A 16,453-nucleotide genomic window follows, 5' to 3' on the forward strand; every position below is an offset into this window, starting at 1 on the left:
TCATGTCCGAGCAGCGCAGCTATGTCGTGCACACGTACGGCTGCCAGATGAACGAGCACGACTCCGAACGGATCGCCGGGCTGCTCGAGGCCGACGGTCTGGTCCGGGCCGACTCGGACTCCGACGCCGACGTCGTGGTCCTCAACACTTGCTGCATCCGTGAGAACGCCGACAACAAGCTCTACGGCAACCTCGGCCACCTCAAGACCTGGAAGGCGAAGAAAGACGGTCGTCAGATCGTCGTGTCGGGATGCCTCGCACAGAAGGACCAGGGCCGTGTCGCCGAACGCGCCGGCCACGTCGATGTCGTCATGGGGACGCACAACGTCCATCGCGCTGCCGAGCTGCTCGAAGCGTCGAAATCGTCCGACGTTCCGATCACCGAGATCCTCGAGGCGGCCGTCATCGACGACCACGCGATGTTCCCCTCGGCGCTCCCGGTCCGCCGCGAGAAGAGCTACAACAGTTGGGTCACCATCCAGATCGGCTGCGACAACAACTGCGCGTTCTGCATCGTTCCCGCCGTCCGCGGCGAGGAGATGAGTCGCCCGTACGCCGACATCGTCGCCGAGGTCGAGCAACTCGCTGCCGACGGCGTCACCGAGGTGACCCTGCTCGGACAGAACGTCAACAGCTACGGACGCGACCTCCAACTGGCTGCTCGTCAGGCCGGCGACGAGTCGGCCCGGCTCCGGCCGCTGTTCGCTGACCTCCTGCGTGACGTCGGAGCGGTCGACGGAATCCGACGGGTTCGCTACACCAGCCCCCATCCGAAGGACATGCGACCGGAGACCTTCGCCGCGATGGCCGAGACGGCTGCCGTGTGTGAGCACCTCCACTATCCGTTGCAGTCGGGCAGCGACCGGGTCCTCGCGCTGATGCACCGCGGCTACACCGCCGAGCGGTATCTCGAACGCCTCGTCGATGCCCGCCGTGCGATCCCCGACCTTGCCGTCTCCACGGACATCATCGTCGGGTTCCCCGGTGAGACCGACGACGACTTCGAACGCACGCTCGAAGTCGCCGCTGCGGCCGAATACGACTACGCCTACACCTTCATCTTCTCGCCACGCCCGGGCACCGAGGCGGCCGAGATGGACGCCGAGTTCGTCGATCCCGCCGTGGCGAGTGAGCGATTCGAACGCCTGCGGGTCGTCGTCGAGCGTTCGGCGATCGCCAAGCACCAGGCGCGTGTCGGTCGCATCGAGGAGGTCCTGGTGGAAGGGCCGTCGAAGAAGGATCCAACCGTCACGTCCGGACGAACCCGGCAGAACAAGCTCGTGCACTTCGTGGCGCCACGTCCGATGCGCGCCGGGAGTTACGCCCGTGTCGAGGTCACCCGCGCCGCGCCGCACCATCTGATCGGCGACTTCGTCGAGCACGTGGCCGACGCCCGCCACACGGTGCGGATTCCCGTAGCATCGCTGTGAACATGGAGCAGAACCCGGTCGAGCAGCAGCACGACGAACGCCTGGCCGAGTACCGGTCGAGCATCGACAACATCGATGCGGCCCTGGTCCATCTCCTGGCCGAGCGGTTCAAGATCACCAAGGCGGTCGGCCGGTACAAGAAGGACGCGCAGCTCGCGCCGGCGGATCCCGGCCGCGAGGAGATCCAACTGGCCCGCCTCCGGTCGCTGGCGGAGGACTCGGGGCTCGACCCCGCGTTCACCGAGAAGTTCCTCCGGTTCATCGTGGCCGAGGTGATCCACCACCATCAGCGCATCGCCGAAGGTGAACATCTCTGACACCGGCCCGATCCGAGTCGCGATCGTCGGCTCGACCGCATCGGGAAAGTCCGACGTCGCGATGGCGGTTGCCCGTGAACTGGGCGACGTCGAGCTCGTCTCGGTCGACAGCATGCAGGTCTACCGCGGGATGGACATCGGCACCGCGAAGCCGACCGCTGCCGAGCGCGCCGAGGTCGTGCACCACTGCATCAACCTGGTCGCGCCGACCGACGAGTTCACGGTCGGCGACTTCCAGCCGGCGTACCGCGCCGCAATCGATCACGCCCGATCACGCTCACATCGGGCGCTGCTCGTCGGTGGGACGGGGCTCTACCACCGGGTCGTGATCGACGACTTCGAGTTGCCGGGTGAGTTTCCCGAGGTGCGGGCGGAGCTGGAGGCCGAACCGGACACCGTCGGGCTCCACGCCCGCCTGGCAACCCTCGACCCTGCAGCCGCCGGCAAGATGGAGCCCGAGAACCGTCGCCGCGTCGTGCGGGCACTCGAGGTCACGCTCGGCTCGGGACGTCCGTTCAGCGACTTCGGCCCGGGTGTCGACGCCTATCCGCCGACACCGGTCACCCAGATCGGACTTCGTCGACCACGTCCCGTGATCGCGGAGCGGATCGAGCGCCGGGTCGCCGCGATGATCGACGCGGGTCTGATCGACGAGGTGCGCGAACTGATGGCCGCCGGATTCTCCCGGTCGGCCGGTCAGGCGCTCGGATACAAGGAAATCGTGGCATACCTCGATGGTCGGATCGGCAAGGATGAAGCGATCGAGACGATCATCACCCGCACCCGCCAGTTCGCCGTCCGCCAGGAGCGATGGTTCCGCCGCGATCCACGCGTACAGTGGATCGATGTCGATCATGACCCCGTCGCCGAAGTCGCTCCGGCCGTGATCCACGCCCTGCACGCATGACCCGTCGATCACTCACCAAACACCATGGACTCGGCAACGACTTCCTGGTGCTGTTCGACGATGACGGCGAGACTGCCGCGGATGATCTGGCCCGACTCGCCGTCGAGTGGTGCGACCGTCGTACCGGCATCGGTGCCGACGGTCTCCTCGTCGCCACGAGCGCCGACGGTTACGCGGCGAAGATGACGCTGTTCAACGCTGACGGCTCGGTAGCGGAGATGAGCGGCAACGGGATCCGATGCTTCGCCCAGGCCGTCGCCGAGCGACGGGGCGATCTCGGTCCGCAACTGATCCTCACCGACGCGGGGGACAAGGTGGTGACCCTCGCCGCCACCGACGATCCCGGTGTGATCAACGCGCAGGTCGAGATGGGACCGGTCACCGCGCTCACCGAACCCGACGGTTGGGGAACGCTCGGATGCCACCCGGATCGACCGGTCGCGCACCTGTCGATGGGCAATCCGCACTCGGTCGTCGGAGTCGACGAAGTGGCCGTCGTCGACCTCGCCGATCTCGGATCGAAGGTCCCGCAGGTGAACCTCGAGATCATCGAACCGGGTCCGGAGACGAATGCGATCACCATGCGGGTCCACGAGCGCGGAGCCGGAATCACGGCCGCCTGTGGGACCGGCGCATGTGCAGCGGCGTTCGCCGCACGGTCGTGGGGCCTCGTCACCCCGAGTGAGCCCGAGGTCGTGGTCCACATGGACGGCGGCACGGCAACCGTGGCGCTGACCGCCGACGAACCGACACAGGCCATCCTCACCGGGCCGGCGACCTTCGTCGCAACGATCGAGATCGGGACTCCGTGAGCGAACCGAACAACCCGTACAACGAGGCACTCGCCGGGACGCTGATCGACCGCACGATCCGGGAGAAGATCGTGCTCGTCGCGGTCGCACTGCCCGGCGACACCGACGAAGCGGTCGATGCGAGCCTCGACGAGATGGCACTGCTCGTCGACACCGCGGGAGCCGATGAAGTGGCCCGGCTGATCCAACGCCGTGACGCACCCGATCACACCTGGTACCTGGGGAAGGGCAAGGCCGAGGAACTGAAGGAACTCTGCCTCGCCGTCGACGCCGACACGGTGGTGTTCGACAACGAACTCGCCCCGGCGCAGCAGTTCAACCTCGAGAAGCTGCTCGGCCGCACGGCGATCGATCGCACCGCGGTGATCCTCGACATCTTCGGCCAGAACGCCCACACGATGGAGGGCAAGGCGCAGGTCGAGTTGGCCCTGTTGCGCTACCGGCTCCCCCGACTCCGGCGCGGTGCGAAGGCAAAACTGTCCCAGCAGCGCGGTGGCGTGGGCGCTCGTTTCGGCTCGGGTGAGACGAAGATCGAGACCGACCGACGGCGGATCATGAAGCGGATCAACAAGCTCGAACGCGAGCTCGATTCACTCGCCGACACCCGTGCGCTGCAGCGGCAGGGTCGTCAGCGCAGCGGACTGGCCTCGGTGGCGATCGTCGGATACACGAACGCCGGCAAGTCGACCCTGCTGAACCGCCTGACCGATTCCGGAGTGCTCAGCGAGGACCGGCTGTTCGCCACGCTCGATCCGACGACCCGTCGGCTCGCACTCCCCGGCGGCGAGCCGGTGCTGCTCACCGACACGGTCGGATTCATCAGTCGGTTGCCCCACGGTCTCGTCGAGTCCTTCAAGGGCACGCTGGAGGTCGCGGCGCGAGCCGACTACCTGGTCCACGTCGTCGATGCGAGCGCTCCCGATCCCGAGGGGCAGATCGCGGCGGTGCACGAGGTGCTCCGAGAGATCGCTGCGAGCGACGTGCCCGAGTTGCTCGTCATCAACAAGGCCGACCTCGCCCCGGGCGTCGCGAAGGAGATCGTCGCCGATCATCCGGGAGCGGTCGCGCTGAGCGCGGTCACGGGAGAGGGCATCGACGGGTTCCTCCGGGTGCTCGGCGACCGGTTGAGGTCGCTGGCGACGGTGTACGAACTGGTCATCCCGTACGACCGTGGCGACGTGTTGGCCGCCGCCCATCGCGAGGGTGAGGTCGTCTCCGTGAACGACGGTGAGACCGAATGGACCCTGCGGGCGCGCCTGTCCGATCCGTCGGCCGGGCGACTCGGGGAGTTCATCGTCGACGCGGAGGGCACGTGACCACCGGTTTCGTCCCGCCTCCGTATCCGTACGACCGGCTGAACACGCTCAAGGCGGAGATCCTGGAGCGGCACGACTCGATCGTCGACCTGTCGATCGGGACGCCGTTCGATCCGCCGCCGGAATCGGTGGTGAAGGCGTTGTCGTCGAGCGGAGCCGAGCGCGCGTATCCGCCGAGTGTCGGGACACCCGAGTACCACGCGGCGATCCAGCGTTGGTTCGCCCGACGGTGCGGCGTCGAGCTCGACCCGTCGCAGATCGGTGCGACCGTCGGTTCGAAGGAGTTCGTGGCGTTGCTCCCGCAGTTCATGGGGCTGCGGAACCCCGACCGCGACACGGTGCTGTATCCGTCGATCGCGTATCCGAGCTACGAGATGGGCGCCACGCTGGCCGGATTGCGGGCGGTACCGGTTGCCGCTGACCCAGCGGGCGGAATCGACCTGACGTCGGTCGACTCCGACGACGTCGAGCGGGCGCTCCTCTTGTGGGTGAACAGCCCAGCGAACCCGACCGGGGGTCTCGACGACCTCGGAGCGGTCGCCGAATGGGGCCGAACGCACGGCGTCCCTGTCTTCTCCGACGAGTGCTACATCGAGTTCACCTGGTCCGATCGCGGTCGCACGATCCTCGAGCACGGTCACGACGGTGTGGTGGCCGTGCACTCGCTGTCGAAGCGGTCGAACTTCGCGGGTGCCCGCGCCGGCTTCTACGCCGGTGATCGGGAGATCGTCCACTACCTCCGAGAAGTCCGCAAGCACGCCGGGCTGATGGTGCCCGGGCCGGTCCAAGCGGCGGCCGCTGTCGCGCTCGACGACGACCAGCACGTCACGTTGCAGCGAGACCGATATCGCCAGCGCCTCGAACGGCTGGCCGATGTGCTCTCGTCGTGGTCCGGCCGCGAGGTGCCGATGCCCGACGGGGCGTTCTATCTCTGGATGGCAACCGACGATGGATGGGAACTGACCCGGCGGCTCGCTCACGACGGGGGAGCGCTGGTGAGCCCCGGTGAGTTCTACGGACCGGACGGTGCCGGATATGTTCGGGTCGCAGTGGTGCAACCCGATGAGCAGATCGATGTGGTCGTCGACCGACTGAAGTATTGCGCGGACGGCTGACGTGGCTGGAGGTTCGGGCCGTGGTCGGCCGCTCATCGTCGCCGGCGCGCTGCTGATCGTCGCTGGTCTCGTCGCCGGCGTCGCCCTGTGGATCGGTGGCACGAATCGACGGAACGACGCCATCGCAGACCTCGCACGCGCGCCGGTCGGATGCGACACGACCCTCGACTTCGTCGAACGTGGCGAGTACCTGGTGTTCATCGAGAGCGAAGGCGAGTTGGACGAGGTGGATGGCGACTGCGGGGCCACGGGGGAGTACGACGTCAGTGCTGCTCGCGCGGCGCCGGACATCGCGATCGTCGATCCCGCCGGTCAGGCCGTCGAACTCGCCCCGGTCGACGGATCCGAGGCGAACTACGACGAGAACGGTTTCGTGGGCAGGGTCGCGTTCCGCATCGATGTTGCCGACGCCGCAGATCACGTCGTCCGCGTCGAGTCGTCCGACGACGCGTTCTTCGCCGTTGCCATCGGTCGCGACCCGTCCGACGGGGTGACGACGCTCCGGGCCGGTGGGGTCATCGCTGCGCTCGTCGGCTTGCTGGTGGGGGTCGTCCTGATCGTGTTGGGACTGCGTCGCCGTGCTCCCGCATCCTCCGCCGCGACCGGATGGGCTCCCGCGCCTCCCTCGTGGCAACCGGGAACGACCGTGCCCCAGCAGCCGCCGGTGGGGCCGCCGGTGTACGGCCAGCCTCAAGGTCCGCCACCCGCCGGACAGAACCCGTATGCGCCGGGCCCTCCGATCCAGCCGCCACCACCGCCGAGACCGCATCGTGAAGGTGCACCGCAGTGGCAGCCGCCGTCACCCCCTGTTCCACCAGCGGGATCCCCGGCGACGACGCGAATCCCTGGCGAACCCGATCTCACTCCGGCGCCGCCACGGTCGACGGACGATGACGATGCGGTCACACGGGAGCGGCCGGATCAGCCGTCGGCCGACGATCGCCGTCCGATGCCTCCGCCCGAGTGAGACTCCGCGCGTGGGACTCCGGAGGCGGCGGTTCCGGCGGGGTTCGGCTCAGTACTTGCGCATCACGGTGACGACCTTGCCGTACAGCTCGACCTCGTCAGCGCGGAAGTTCATCGGTTCCATCGTGGGGTTCGCGGGAACGAGCGTGACGGTGGCCCCCGAGCGCTCGTAGGTCTTCACCGTGGCCTCGCCACCGGGAATTCCGGCAACGACGATGTCGCCGTTGTTCGGATGGTCGACCTGGGTGGCGACCACGTAGTCCCCGTCGAGGATGCCGACGTCGATCATCGACTCGCCACGGACCCTCAGCATGAACAGTTCGCCATCGCCGGCGAAGTCGACCGGTACCGGGAGGAGTTCCTCCACGTTCTCCTCCGCGAGCACGTCGGTCCCCGCGGCGACGTCGCCGACGAGGGGGACGAAACGGGCCGGCCGACGGTCCATGACGGCACCGCTGTTCGGGTCGAAGCGCACCTCGATCGCGCGGGGCTTGTCCGGATCGCGCCGGAGGTAGCCGAGTCGTTGCAGCGTGTTGAGGTGGCTGTGCACCGTGGACGGCGACGTGAGCCCCACGGCATCGCCGATCTCGCGCACCGACGGGGGAAAGCCGCGGTCGCGCATCTGCTGTTCGATGAAGTCGAGAATCGACCGCTGCCGCTTGCTGATCTTGGGAGCCATACGAACAGAATACGGCGGAGACGGCTCGGAGTCAAACACCTGTACCGCCAACAGGTGTTCGAAAAAGGTTGTCGCACCGGTTGACATGACTGTTCGTTTCGGTGTTGACTATCGAACACACGTTGCATTTGGCCGCTCCGGTCGAACACCGCGCACATCTCTGTTGGGGAGACATCCGTGAATCATTCGACCACCGCACCACTCACATTCGACCATCGCAGCTCCTCGACGCTCCGGGGTGGGCCTGCCAGCCACTTCCGGCGCATCGAGCGGCCCGACCGTTCGGTCCGCGTCGTTCGGTCGTCGCCGAACTACGTGGTTCGACGGTTGGGTGTGGTCGTCGCAGCGGTGGCTGCGGTTCTCGTGCTGGCGTCGGCTCTCGACGCGGTGCTGGTGAGCTTCGGCGGCGATCCTGCCTTCGCCGACGATGTTCCACCGGCGGCCGAGACCGCAGCTGCCGCGCACGTCGCCCAGCCGGGTGATTCGCTGTGGTCGATCGCCAACCAGTACCGCGGCGAGGTCGAACGCGACCGGTACGTGCGGGCGCTCATCGCGCTCAACGGCTCGACCACCATCATCGTCGGTCAGGCGATCGCGTTGCCCTGATCCCGCCGATCGGCGACGGTACGCTCGGGGCCGTGCAATGCCCCGCGTGTCGAGCCGACGAGAGCCGCGTGGTCGACTCCCGCGTCGCCGAGGAGGGCACGGCGATCCGCCGTCGCCGTCAGTGCGCAGCCTGCTCTCATCGTTTCACCACCTTCGAGCGGGTCGATCACGCTCCGCTCACCGTCGTCAAGTCGTCGGGCGAGGTCGAGCCGTTCAACCGTTCCAAAGTGGTCGCCGGGCTCACCGCAGCCACCAAGGGCCGAGGCGTCACCGATGAACTGCTGGAGCAGATGGCCACGCGGGTCGAAGATGTCGTCCGGTTGAACGGCACCGAGGTCTCGACCGCGGTGGTGGGGCTGACGGTGCTCGAGGAACTGCGCACGGTCGATGACGTGAGCTATCTCCGGTTCGCCAGCGTGTACAAGCACTTCGATGCCGCCGCCGACTTCCACCGCGAGCTCGAACTCATGGAGAAGTCGGCGCCTCGCGCCTCGCCCATCGACTGAACACGAACGACTCGTCGTCGACCAGCATCTGGGCGAGCTCGTAGCGTCGCGTGTGGTCGACACCACCGTGGAACAGCCGGGGTCCACTGCCGCCGACGGTCGCGGGCGAGGTGGTCACGTTCAGTTCGTCGAACAGATCTGCAGCGGCGATCGCCGCGTTGAGCGTCGCACCACCTTCCACCTGGATGAAACTTACGTCGGGGCACAGCTGCGGGATGTGGGCGAATGCGCCGCGGAGGTCGACGGAGCGCGCCCCGACCCGAATGACGTCCAGGTCACGTTCGATCCGACTGTCGAGTTCGGTCGCTTCCGACGAGATCAGGAACCCGGCGCCGGACTCGAACAGCGCCGTCGTCGGATCGATCGATCCGCTGTTCGTGACGACACCGATGCGCTGACCGGGCCGCTTCGGCACGCCATAGCCCTCACCGCGAACGGTGCCGGCCCCGACCACGATTACGTCGGCGATCGACCGCAGTTGGATGAGCACCCCGGAGTCGTTCGGGCTCGACAGTCCCGCCGAGACGCCATCGACGACCGTCGAGCCGTCGATCGAGGCGACCATGCACAATCCGACCCATGGACGATCCTCGTGACTGCCCAGAGGCGCGGCGTAGGCGTCGGCGAGGTCGATCTCGGTCGAGTCGGCGGCCGGCAGGACACGGCGAAGGGGGACGTGCATCGTGACCCAGGCTGACAGATCTGATTACATCGGACCATGACCGATGTGAGGACCGATGACCGAACGGCGTTTCGCACGTGTCCGCTGTGCGAGGCCGGGTGCGGCCTCGAGATCACCGTGGGACGCGACGACGACGGCAGGGAGCGGGTCCAGCGGATTCGCGGCGACATGGACGACGTGTTCTCCCATGGGTTCATCTGTCCGAAGGGATCGACGCTCAAGCAACTGCACGACGACCCGGACCGATTGCGCGCGCCGATGATCAAACGCGACGGCGAGCATGTCGAGGTCTCGTGGGATGAGGCATGGGCCGAGATCGCGGCGCGTCTGCCCGATCTCATCGAGCGTCACGGCCGACAGTCGCTCGCTGCCTACATCGGCAACCCGACGGCCCACAGCCTGTCCGCAATGACGTTCTCCCGAGCCCTGCTGACCGGTCTCGGCACACGGGTCCGATTCAGCGCCTCGACCGTCGATCAGATGCCGCGTCACGTTGCGGCGGGTCACGTGTTCGGCTCGCCCGTGGCGATCCCGGTGCCCGACCTCGACCGGACCGATCACCTGGTCATCCTCGGGGCGAACCCGTACGCGTCGAACGGATCGGTGTGCACCGCTCCCGATTTCCCGGGACGGATCGAGGCGATCCAGGAGCGCGGCGGAAAGGTGGTCGTCGTCGACCCCCGTCGGTCGCGAACCGCCGAGCAGGCCGACCAATGGGTCAGCATCCGGCCCGGGACCGACGCCCTGCTGCTCGCGGCGATCGCTCACGTGTTGCTCGCCGAAGGTCTGGCCGACGTCGGCGACCACGTCCGCGAACACATCGCGGGCCTCGATCGGCTCGGTGCCGCGCTCGACGCGTTCGCTCCGGAGGCGGTCGCGGCGTCGACCGGAGTCGATGCCGACACGATTCGATCGATGGCCCGCGAGCTCGCGGCGGCGCCCACGGCCGCGGTCTACGGCCGGATCGGGACCACCACGACCGAGTTCGGCTCCACCGCTTCGTGGCTCGTGGACGTCGTCAACACACTGTCGGGCAATCTGGATCGCCCGGGGGGTTCGATGTTCGCGACACCCGTTGCCGGCGGAGCGACGACTCGCGGACGTCGGGGTTCCGGAAAGGGTTTCCGTGTCGGTCGTGGACAGTCTCGGGTGAGCGGTCACCCCGAGGTGATGGGCGAGTACCCGGTGAACTGCCTCGCGGAAGAGATCACCACGCCGGGCGATGGCCAGGTCCGAGGGCTCGTCACGCTCGCCGGGAACCCGGTCCTGTCCACGCCGAACAGTGACCAGTTGGCCGATGCCCTCGACGATCTCGAGTTCATGGTGTCGATCGACATGTACCTGAACGAGACCACGCGCCACGCAGACGTGATCCTGCCGGTGCCGTCACAGCTGCAGCGTGCCCACTACGACGTCCTGCTCCTGCAGTTCGCCGTGCGCAACGTCGCGAACTACTCGCCCCCGGTGCTCCCGCTCGGTGACGGTGAGATCGACGAATGGGAGGTCATCGCTCGTCTGTCGCTCATCGCGCAGGGAATGGGCGCAGACGCCGATCCGGCGCTGGTCGACGATCTCGCGATCGACGGACTGATCGGCAGTGCGGTGAAGGACGAGAACTCGAACGTCTACGGGCGGGATGCAGACGAACTGCGTTCCGCGCTGGACGCGTCGGGCCGACGCGGTCCTGACCGGATGGTCGACTTCATGCTGCGGACGGGACCGTTCGGGGACGGGTTCGGCGCCGACCCGGACGGGACATCGCTCGACGATCTGCTCGAGAATCCTCACGGACGGGACTTCGGTGCGCTGGTGCCGAGACTCCCCGAGATTCTCCGGACGCCGTCGGGCGTGGTCGAACTCGCCCCCGACGTGTTCCTCGACGACCTCGACCGACTCGCTGCGGCGATTCCCGAGCTCGACGATCGCTCGCTGGTCCTCGTGGGCCGCCGCCACCTGCGCAGCAACAACTCGTGGATGCACAACATCAACGTGCTGGTGAAGGGCGCTCCGCGCTGCACGCTGCAGGTTCATCCGGACGACGCGGTTGCGCTCGGCCTCGCACATGGGGGAGCGGCGCGAGTGACCTCGCGGGTCGGACACGTCGTCGCTCCGGTCGAGGTGACCGACTCGATCCGTCCGGGTGTCGTGAGCCTTCCGCACGGCTGGGGGCACGATCTTCCCGGCGCGAGAATGCGGATCGCCGCCGAGCACGCCGGCGTCAACTCGAACGTCTTGTCCGATGACCGCTCCATGGATCCGCTGTCGGGAACGTCCGTTCTCAACGGGATTCCGGTGGACCTCGAACCCGCCTGAATCTGTCCACAGCTTCCACAGCGAACCGGGCACAATCCACACCGCAATTCACAGGGTTGTCCCTCTTCCTCCCCACAGGCGTTCACCCGTAGTTTGACTTGCCGTTGCCGACCTGCGGCGGGCACGCGGCTGCTTGGGGAATCCTCTCGAGGAAGCGCCCTGAACCTGCGATGTACGCCGCGGTCGGCGCTGTTCTCTGCCGAGGTACGGTCGGTGGATGGAGCGGTCGAGTGAATTCACCGATGCCGAGCTGACAGCACTCGCGCTCGCGACCGATCCCGACGACGTCGAGATCGATGCCGACGCCGAACCGTTCGGGGTGGATGGCTCCGCCGTCGGCCTGTTGCCCGACTGGTACATGCCGGCGCGGATGTCCAGCAGTGGCCCGTACCGACGTCGCCGGGCGGGGATCGTGGTCGGGTTGATCGCGGCGATGCTCATCGTGAACGGCGCCGGCCTCTGCGTCACCTACGGCATCCCCGAAGTCGGCGACCGCGTGTCCACCCTCTGGTGAGAATGCTCGTCGGTGACGGTCACCGACGGACATTCTCGCTCGGTCGATCGAACGTGTGTGCGGTGTCGGTGCTCGTTCGGTAGGTTGCGGCCATGGCGATCGCGTGTGCGTACTGCGGGGGTGAGCACGATCGGCCCGCCGACGTGCGGGCGTGCTGGACCGAGCACGGCGAGCAGGAACTCCCACTCGGCGACGATCCGACACCCGATCCGGGCGACCCGCCCGACAACGCACCGCCACCGCCGCCGCCATCGCCGCCGGTCGAGGCTGCGAGTCGGGCCCGACCGGTCGCGCGAGCGGCGCCGGCGGTCGACGTCGAGCGTGGAGTCGCCGCCGCGCATTCGGGACCGGATCGGCTGGGTCGGCACGCGGTCATCGGTGCGGGCGATGACGTACCGAAAGAATGGGCTGATGCCGACCGACTGACGATCGACGAGCAGTCGTTGCGGGCGACGTCGACCCTCGATGCACTCCGTGTCGCGGCGGCAACGGGCCGCCGCCTCGTGATCGAGGTGCATCCGGCGTTCGACCTTGACCGACGTTTCGGCGTCGCGCGCACGCCGATGCTGATGACCGAGGCCGCACCTTTCGAGGTCGGAGCCGACTTCGAGTTCGTCGGCGACGAACTGCATCACCTGCTCTGGTCGAACACGGTCGACCTCCGGGGAGCCGTTCCGACGTGGGATGCACTCGACCGCGCCGTCGCAGCGGGGCTTCAGCCGGTCGACCCGGAGAACGGCGGTGACGTCGTGCTGGCCGACGGCACTGCGGCGTGGATCGACGCCGGTCCGCTGCGATTCGTGGAGCCGATCGACGGTGTTCCGGTCGTGCATGCCGTCACGATCGAGCACGGCCGACCGGCGATCGCCACGACGAACCGCTCCGACGCCGACCTCGCCCCCGATCAGTTGGCTGCCGTCACGCACCCGGGCGGCGCCGCGCGCATCATCGCACCCGCCGGGTCCGGAAAGACCCGCGTGCTCACGGAGCGCGCTCGGCATCTGCTCACGAACTGGAACCTCCCCGCGAGCGCGGTCAGCCTGGTCGCCTTCAACAAGCGGGCACAGGAGGAGATGCGTGAACGCACTCCGGACCTGTCCGGCCTGCACGTACGCACACTGAACGCGATCGGTCTGGCGATCGTCAACGGAACCGCGCCGTTCGCGCCGCAGCCGACGTCGTGGCGGACGATCAACGAGGTCGACGTACGCCGGTTGATCGGCGATCTCGTCTCGTTCCCGAAGCGTCGCAACAGTGACCCGGTCGCTCCCTGGATCGAGGCACTCAGCCTGGTGCGGCTCGGTCTGGTCGCTCCGGACGAAGTCGAAACCCGGTACGAGGGGGACGTCGAGGGCTTTGCCGCCTTCTGGCCCACGTACCGTGCGGCACTCGAGCGCCGCCACCAGGTCGACTTCGACGACCAGATCTACCGGGCGCTGATGATCTTGCTGTCCGATCCAGCCGCACGTCGGACCGCGCAGCGGGCGTGTCGCACGATGCTCGTCGACGAGTTCCAGGACCTCACACCTGCACACCTCCTGTTGATCCGACTGCTCGCCGCGCCCGGTGGCGCGGTGTTCGGCGTCGGCGACGACGACCAGACGATCTACGGGTACAACGGCGCCGATCCCGGCTGGCTGATCGACTTCGGTGACCTGTTCCCGAATGCGGGGGCCCATCCGTTGGAGGTCAACTATCGGTGTCCTGGCGGGATCGTCGACATTGCCGACCGCCTGCTGCGGCACAATCGGCGGCGAGTCTCGAAGGTGATCCGCGCGGCGTCCACCGATCCGGGCGGGTGGTCGGTGGCGGCTTCCGTCGACCCGGTCGATGCCACGGCGAGGGCCGTGCGCGAGGCGCTCGCCGCCGGTGCCGCACCGTCGGAGGTCGCAGTGCTGACGAGGGTCAACGCCGTCCTCGCACCGGTTCAGGTCGCGTTGGTCGGCGAGGGGATCCTGATCGCCGGCGGCGTCGGTCTCGAGTTCCTCGATCGCACGTCGGTGCGCAGCGTGTTGGCGTGGATACGACTCGCCCTGACCGACGAACGCAGCAGGTTCCTGCCCGCCGATCTGGGCGAAGCGCTCCGTCGTCCGTCGCGTTCGTTCCACCCGCGCATCACGTCGTGGATCTCCGAGCAGGGTTCGGTCGTCGACCTGTTCAAGCTCGCGGGGCGGCTCAACAACGAGCGTGACGCCGACCGGCTGATGGAGTTCGCGGCCGACATCCAGACACTGCAGAAGATGGCCCAGGGCGGAGCCCCGACCTCTGACCTCGTGTTGACCCTGATCGACGAGATCGGACTCGCCGGCTCCGTGTCCGGACTCGATGCGACGCGTCGCGGGATGAACCGTTCGGCCCAGGGTGACGACCTCACGGCCGTGCGCCACCTCGCCGCCCTCCACGACGATGCGGCGACGTTCGACTCGTGGCTGCGATCCCGCCTGGCAACCCACCGCTCGGCCGACGGCGTCGTGCTGTCCACGGTCCACCGCGTGAAGGGTCAGGAGTGGCCGCACGTCGTGGTCCACCACGCCGATGCCGAGCAGTATCCGCATCGCCTGGCCGAGGACGTCGAGGAGGAACGACGGCTGTTCCACGTGGCGATCACGCGTGCGAGCGCACACGTGACGATCGTTCCCGGACCCGATCCCAGCCCATTCGTCGAGGATCTGACCGAGGAACCGAAGCCGGAGCGAGTCGTGTCGTCGCACCGGCCCGCTCCGGCGACGTCGGCGAGCGCGAAGAAGCCGAAGAAGGCCGATCCGACGAACGACCTCGACGCGGATGCTGCGGCGCGATTCGACCGGCTCAAGACGCTGCGGACCGAGCTCGCCGCCGGGAAACCCGCGTACGTCGTGTTCGACAACAAGACGCTCGCGGCGATCGCCCGAACGGCTCCGACCACGAAACAGGAACTCTCGCGGATCTCGGGCGTCGGCCCGGCGAAGCTGGACAAGTACGGCGACTCGTTCGTCGAGTTGATCACGACCCTGATCTGATGGCGACCGCGCCGTTCGAGCGGGTGGTCGTCGTCGATTGGAGTGCGAACTCGCGCCCCACCCGGGGTCGTGACTCGATCTGGATCGCGGTCCTCGACGGCACCGGAGTCTCCACCGCGAATCCGGCCACCCGTGCACAGGCGTCGGCCGAGATCGAGGAGTGCTGTCGACGATCTGGCCGGGTGCTGGTCGGTGTCGACTTCTCGCTCGGCTGTCCCGCCGGGACCGCGCACGCGCTCGGCCTCACCGGTTCTGGGTGGCGTGCGACCTGGGGGTTGCTCACCGCGATGATCGACGACGCCGATGACAACGCCAACAATCGGTTCGAGGTCGCCGCGGAACTGAATGCACGGCTCGGTCCGGGGCCCGGACCGTTCTGGGGCTGTCCGCCGAGCCGGGCGACCACAACGCTGACGCCCACGAAGGTCGCTCCGACGCCCCTCCCCGAATGGCGTCTCGTCGAGCGCGAACTCCGCCGTCGCGCACTGCGCCCGTTCTCGTCGTGGCAGTTGCTCGGTGCCGGCAGCGTGGGCAGCCAGAGCCTGCTCGGCATCCCGCGCCTCACCCGATTGGAGCGAGTGCTCGTCGCAGCCGGGCGAACCGTCGACGTCTGGCCGTTCACGGGAGACGATCCCACGGCAGACGTCGTGATCGCCGAGGTCTGGCCGTCACTCCACCCTGTGTCCGTGCCTCCGGGACGGATCCGGGACGAAGTCCAGGTCGTCGAGACAGCACAGCGGCTGGCCGGGCGATCGTTCTCGCTTTCGCTGCCGGCCCTCCCGTCCGATGAGCGTCGGATCGTCGCCGGCGAGGAGGGGTGGATCATCGGCGCGTGAGAGACTGACCAGAGCATGGCCTCCGTCGCGCTGTCCGACCTGTCCGTGGTCCTCGGCCGCCAGCCGATCCTCGATCGCGTCTCGCTCGACCTGGCCGACGGCACGTTCGCAGCGGTCGTCGGCCCGTCCGGAACCGGAAAGACGACGCTGCTGCGTGCCATCGCGGGGCTCGTGAAGCCGTCCGGCGGGTTCATCACGTTCGACGGTCACGACGTCGCGCGTCTCGACGCCGCCCAGCGCGACATCGGGATGGTCTTCCAGACGTCCGCGCTGCTCCCACACCGCAATGTGCAGCGCAACGTCGAGTTCCCGCTCGAACTGCGCCGGCAGACAGCGGACGAGATCCACGAACGGGTGAGTGCCGAGGCACGAGCAATGCACATCGAGCACATCCTGCGGCGGAGCCCGTCCAGCCTGTCGGTCGGCGAGCAACAACTGGTGCAGATCGCGCGGAC

At 67.9% G+C, this 16,453-nt stretch carries 16 protein-coding genes; 14 read left to right on the forward strand and 2 right to left on the reverse strand.

Annotated elements, in window-relative coordinates:
* The first annotated feature begins 2 nt into the window (after window positions 1–2).
* Genes miaB through ON45_RS23150 form a run of 7 tightly spaced genes read left to right on the forward strand, consistent with a single transcriptional unit; the run spans window position 3 to window position 6,864 of the window.
* Window positions 3–1,430, forward strand: coding sequence for a tRNA (N6-isopentenyl adenosine(37)-C2)-methylthiotransferase MiaB (gene miaB / locus ON45_RS15155; protein WP_051063145.1), 1,428 nt, complete (start codon window positions 3–5; stop codon window positions 1,428–1,430).
* Window positions 1,431–1,432: 2 nt separating this feature from the next.
* Window positions 1,433–1,747 (forward strand): chorismate mutase, encoded by a 315-nt coding sequence (locus ON45_RS15160; protein WP_040494846.1) that lies wholly within the window; start codon window positions 1,433–1,435, stop codon window positions 1,745–1,747.
* Window positions 1,734–2,654: a tRNA (adenosine(37)-N6)-dimethylallyltransferase MiaA gene (gene miaA, locus ON45_RS15165; RefSeq protein WP_241432218.1), complete on the forward strand. Its 921-nt coding sequence runs from the start codon at window positions 1,734–1,736 to the stop codon at window positions 2,652–2,654. Before ON45_RS15160 ends, miaA begins: the two co-directional genes overlap by 14 nt.
* The gene (gene dapF / locus ON45_RS15170) at window positions 2,651–3,466 is read left to right on the forward strand and encodes a diaminopimelate epimerase (protein ID WP_051063146.1); all 816 of its coding nucleotides are present in this window, start codon (window positions 2,651–2,653) and stop codon (window positions 3,464–3,466) included. Before miaA ends, dapF begins: the two co-directional genes overlap by 4 nt.
* Entirely contained in the window at window positions 3,463–4,782 is a 1,320-nt protein-coding gene (hflX, locus tag ON45_RS15175) for a GTPase HflX (RefSeq protein WP_051063147.1), read from the forward strand. Before dapF ends, hflX begins: the two co-directional genes overlap by 4 nt.
* Complete coding sequence (locus tag ON45_RS15180; RefSeq protein ID WP_040494847.1) at window positions 4,779–5,897, forward strand: aminotransferase class I/II-fold pyridoxal phosphate-dependent enzyme; 1,119 nt, start codon at window positions 4,779–4,781, stop codon at window positions 5,895–5,897. Before hflX ends, ON45_RS15180 begins: the two co-directional genes overlap by 4 nt.
* Window position 5,898: 1 nt before the next feature.
* Complete coding sequence (locus ON45_RS23150) at window positions 5,899–6,864, forward strand: hypothetical protein (RefSeq protein ID WP_040494848.1); 966 nt, start codon at window positions 5,899–5,901, stop codon at window positions 6,862–6,864.
* 48 nt (window positions 6,865–6,912) lie between these two features.
* Here ON45_RS23150 and lexA read toward each other — a convergent pair whose 3' ends face one another.
* A complete protein-coding gene (lexA, locus tag ON45_RS15190; protein ID WP_040494849.1) occupies window positions 6,913–7,542 on the reverse strand; it encodes a transcriptional repressor LexA in 630 nt (209 codons plus the stop codon).
* Between the two features lie 177 nt (window positions 7,543–7,719).
* Between lexA and ON45_RS15195 the strand changes: the two genes are divergently transcribed.
* Together ON45_RS15195 and nrdR are read left to right on the forward strand one after the other, a co-directional pair.
* Window positions 7,720–8,148, forward strand: coding sequence for a LysM peptidoglycan-binding domain-containing protein (locus ON45_RS15195; protein ID WP_040494850.1), 429 nt, complete (start codon window positions 7,720–7,722; stop codon window positions 8,146–8,148).
* Between the two features lie 32 nt (window positions 8,149–8,180).
* Complete coding sequence (gene nrdR, locus ON45_RS15200; RefSeq protein WP_040494851.1) at window positions 8,181–8,654, forward strand: transcriptional regulator NrdR; 474 nt, start codon at window positions 8,181–8,183, stop codon at window positions 8,652–8,654.
* Here nrdR and ON45_RS15205 read toward each other — a convergent pair.
* Window positions 8,614–9,336 carry a dihydrofolate reductase family protein gene (locus ON45_RS15205; protein WP_051063148.1) on the reverse strand — a complete coding sequence of 241 codons (723 nt, stop codon included), beginning with the start codon at window positions 9,334–9,336 and terminating at the stop codon, window positions 8,614–8,616. The genes nrdR and ON45_RS15205 overlap by 41 nt on opposite strands.
* A gap of 36 nt (window positions 9,337–9,372) precedes the next feature.
* Between ON45_RS15205 and ON45_RS15210 the strand changes: the two genes are divergently transcribed.
* The 5 genes from ON45_RS15210 to ON45_RS15230 all read left to right on the forward strand — a co-directional run.
* Window positions 9,373–11,649, forward strand: a complete 2,277-nt coding sequence (locus ON45_RS15210) for a molybdopterin-dependent oxidoreductase (protein WP_040494852.1) — start codon at window positions 9,373–9,375, stop codon at window positions 11,647–11,649.
* Window positions 11,650–11,866: 217 nt separating this feature from the next.
* Window positions 11,867–12,163, forward strand: a complete 297-nt coding sequence (locus ON45_RS15215) for a hypothetical protein (protein ID WP_040494853.1) — start codon at window positions 11,867–11,869, stop codon at window positions 12,161–12,163.
* Window positions 12,164–12,255: 92 nt separating this feature from the next.
* Complete coding sequence (locus tag ON45_RS15220; protein ID WP_040494854.1) at window positions 12,256–15,162, forward strand: ATP-dependent DNA helicase UvrD2; 2,907 nt, start codon at window positions 12,256–12,258, stop codon at window positions 15,160–15,162.
* Window positions 15,162–15,998 carry a hypothetical protein gene (locus ON45_RS15225; RefSeq protein WP_051063149.1) on the forward strand — a complete coding sequence of 279 codons (837 nt, stop codon included), beginning with the start codon at window positions 15,162–15,164 and terminating at the stop codon, window positions 15,996–15,998. Before ON45_RS15220 ends, ON45_RS15225 begins: the two co-directional genes overlap by 1 nt.
* Window positions 15,999–16,013: 15 nt before the next feature.
* On the forward strand, window positions 16,014–16,453 hold a 440-nt coding region (locus ON45_RS15230; protein WP_040494855.1), incomplete at its 3' end, for an ATP-binding cassette domain-containing protein.

Source organism: Ilumatobacter nonamiensis YM16-303 (assembly GCF_000350145.1).
Lineage (GTDB): Bacteria > Actinomycetota > Acidimicrobiia > Acidimicrobiales > Ilumatobacteraceae > Ilumatobacter_A > Ilumatobacter_A nonamiensis.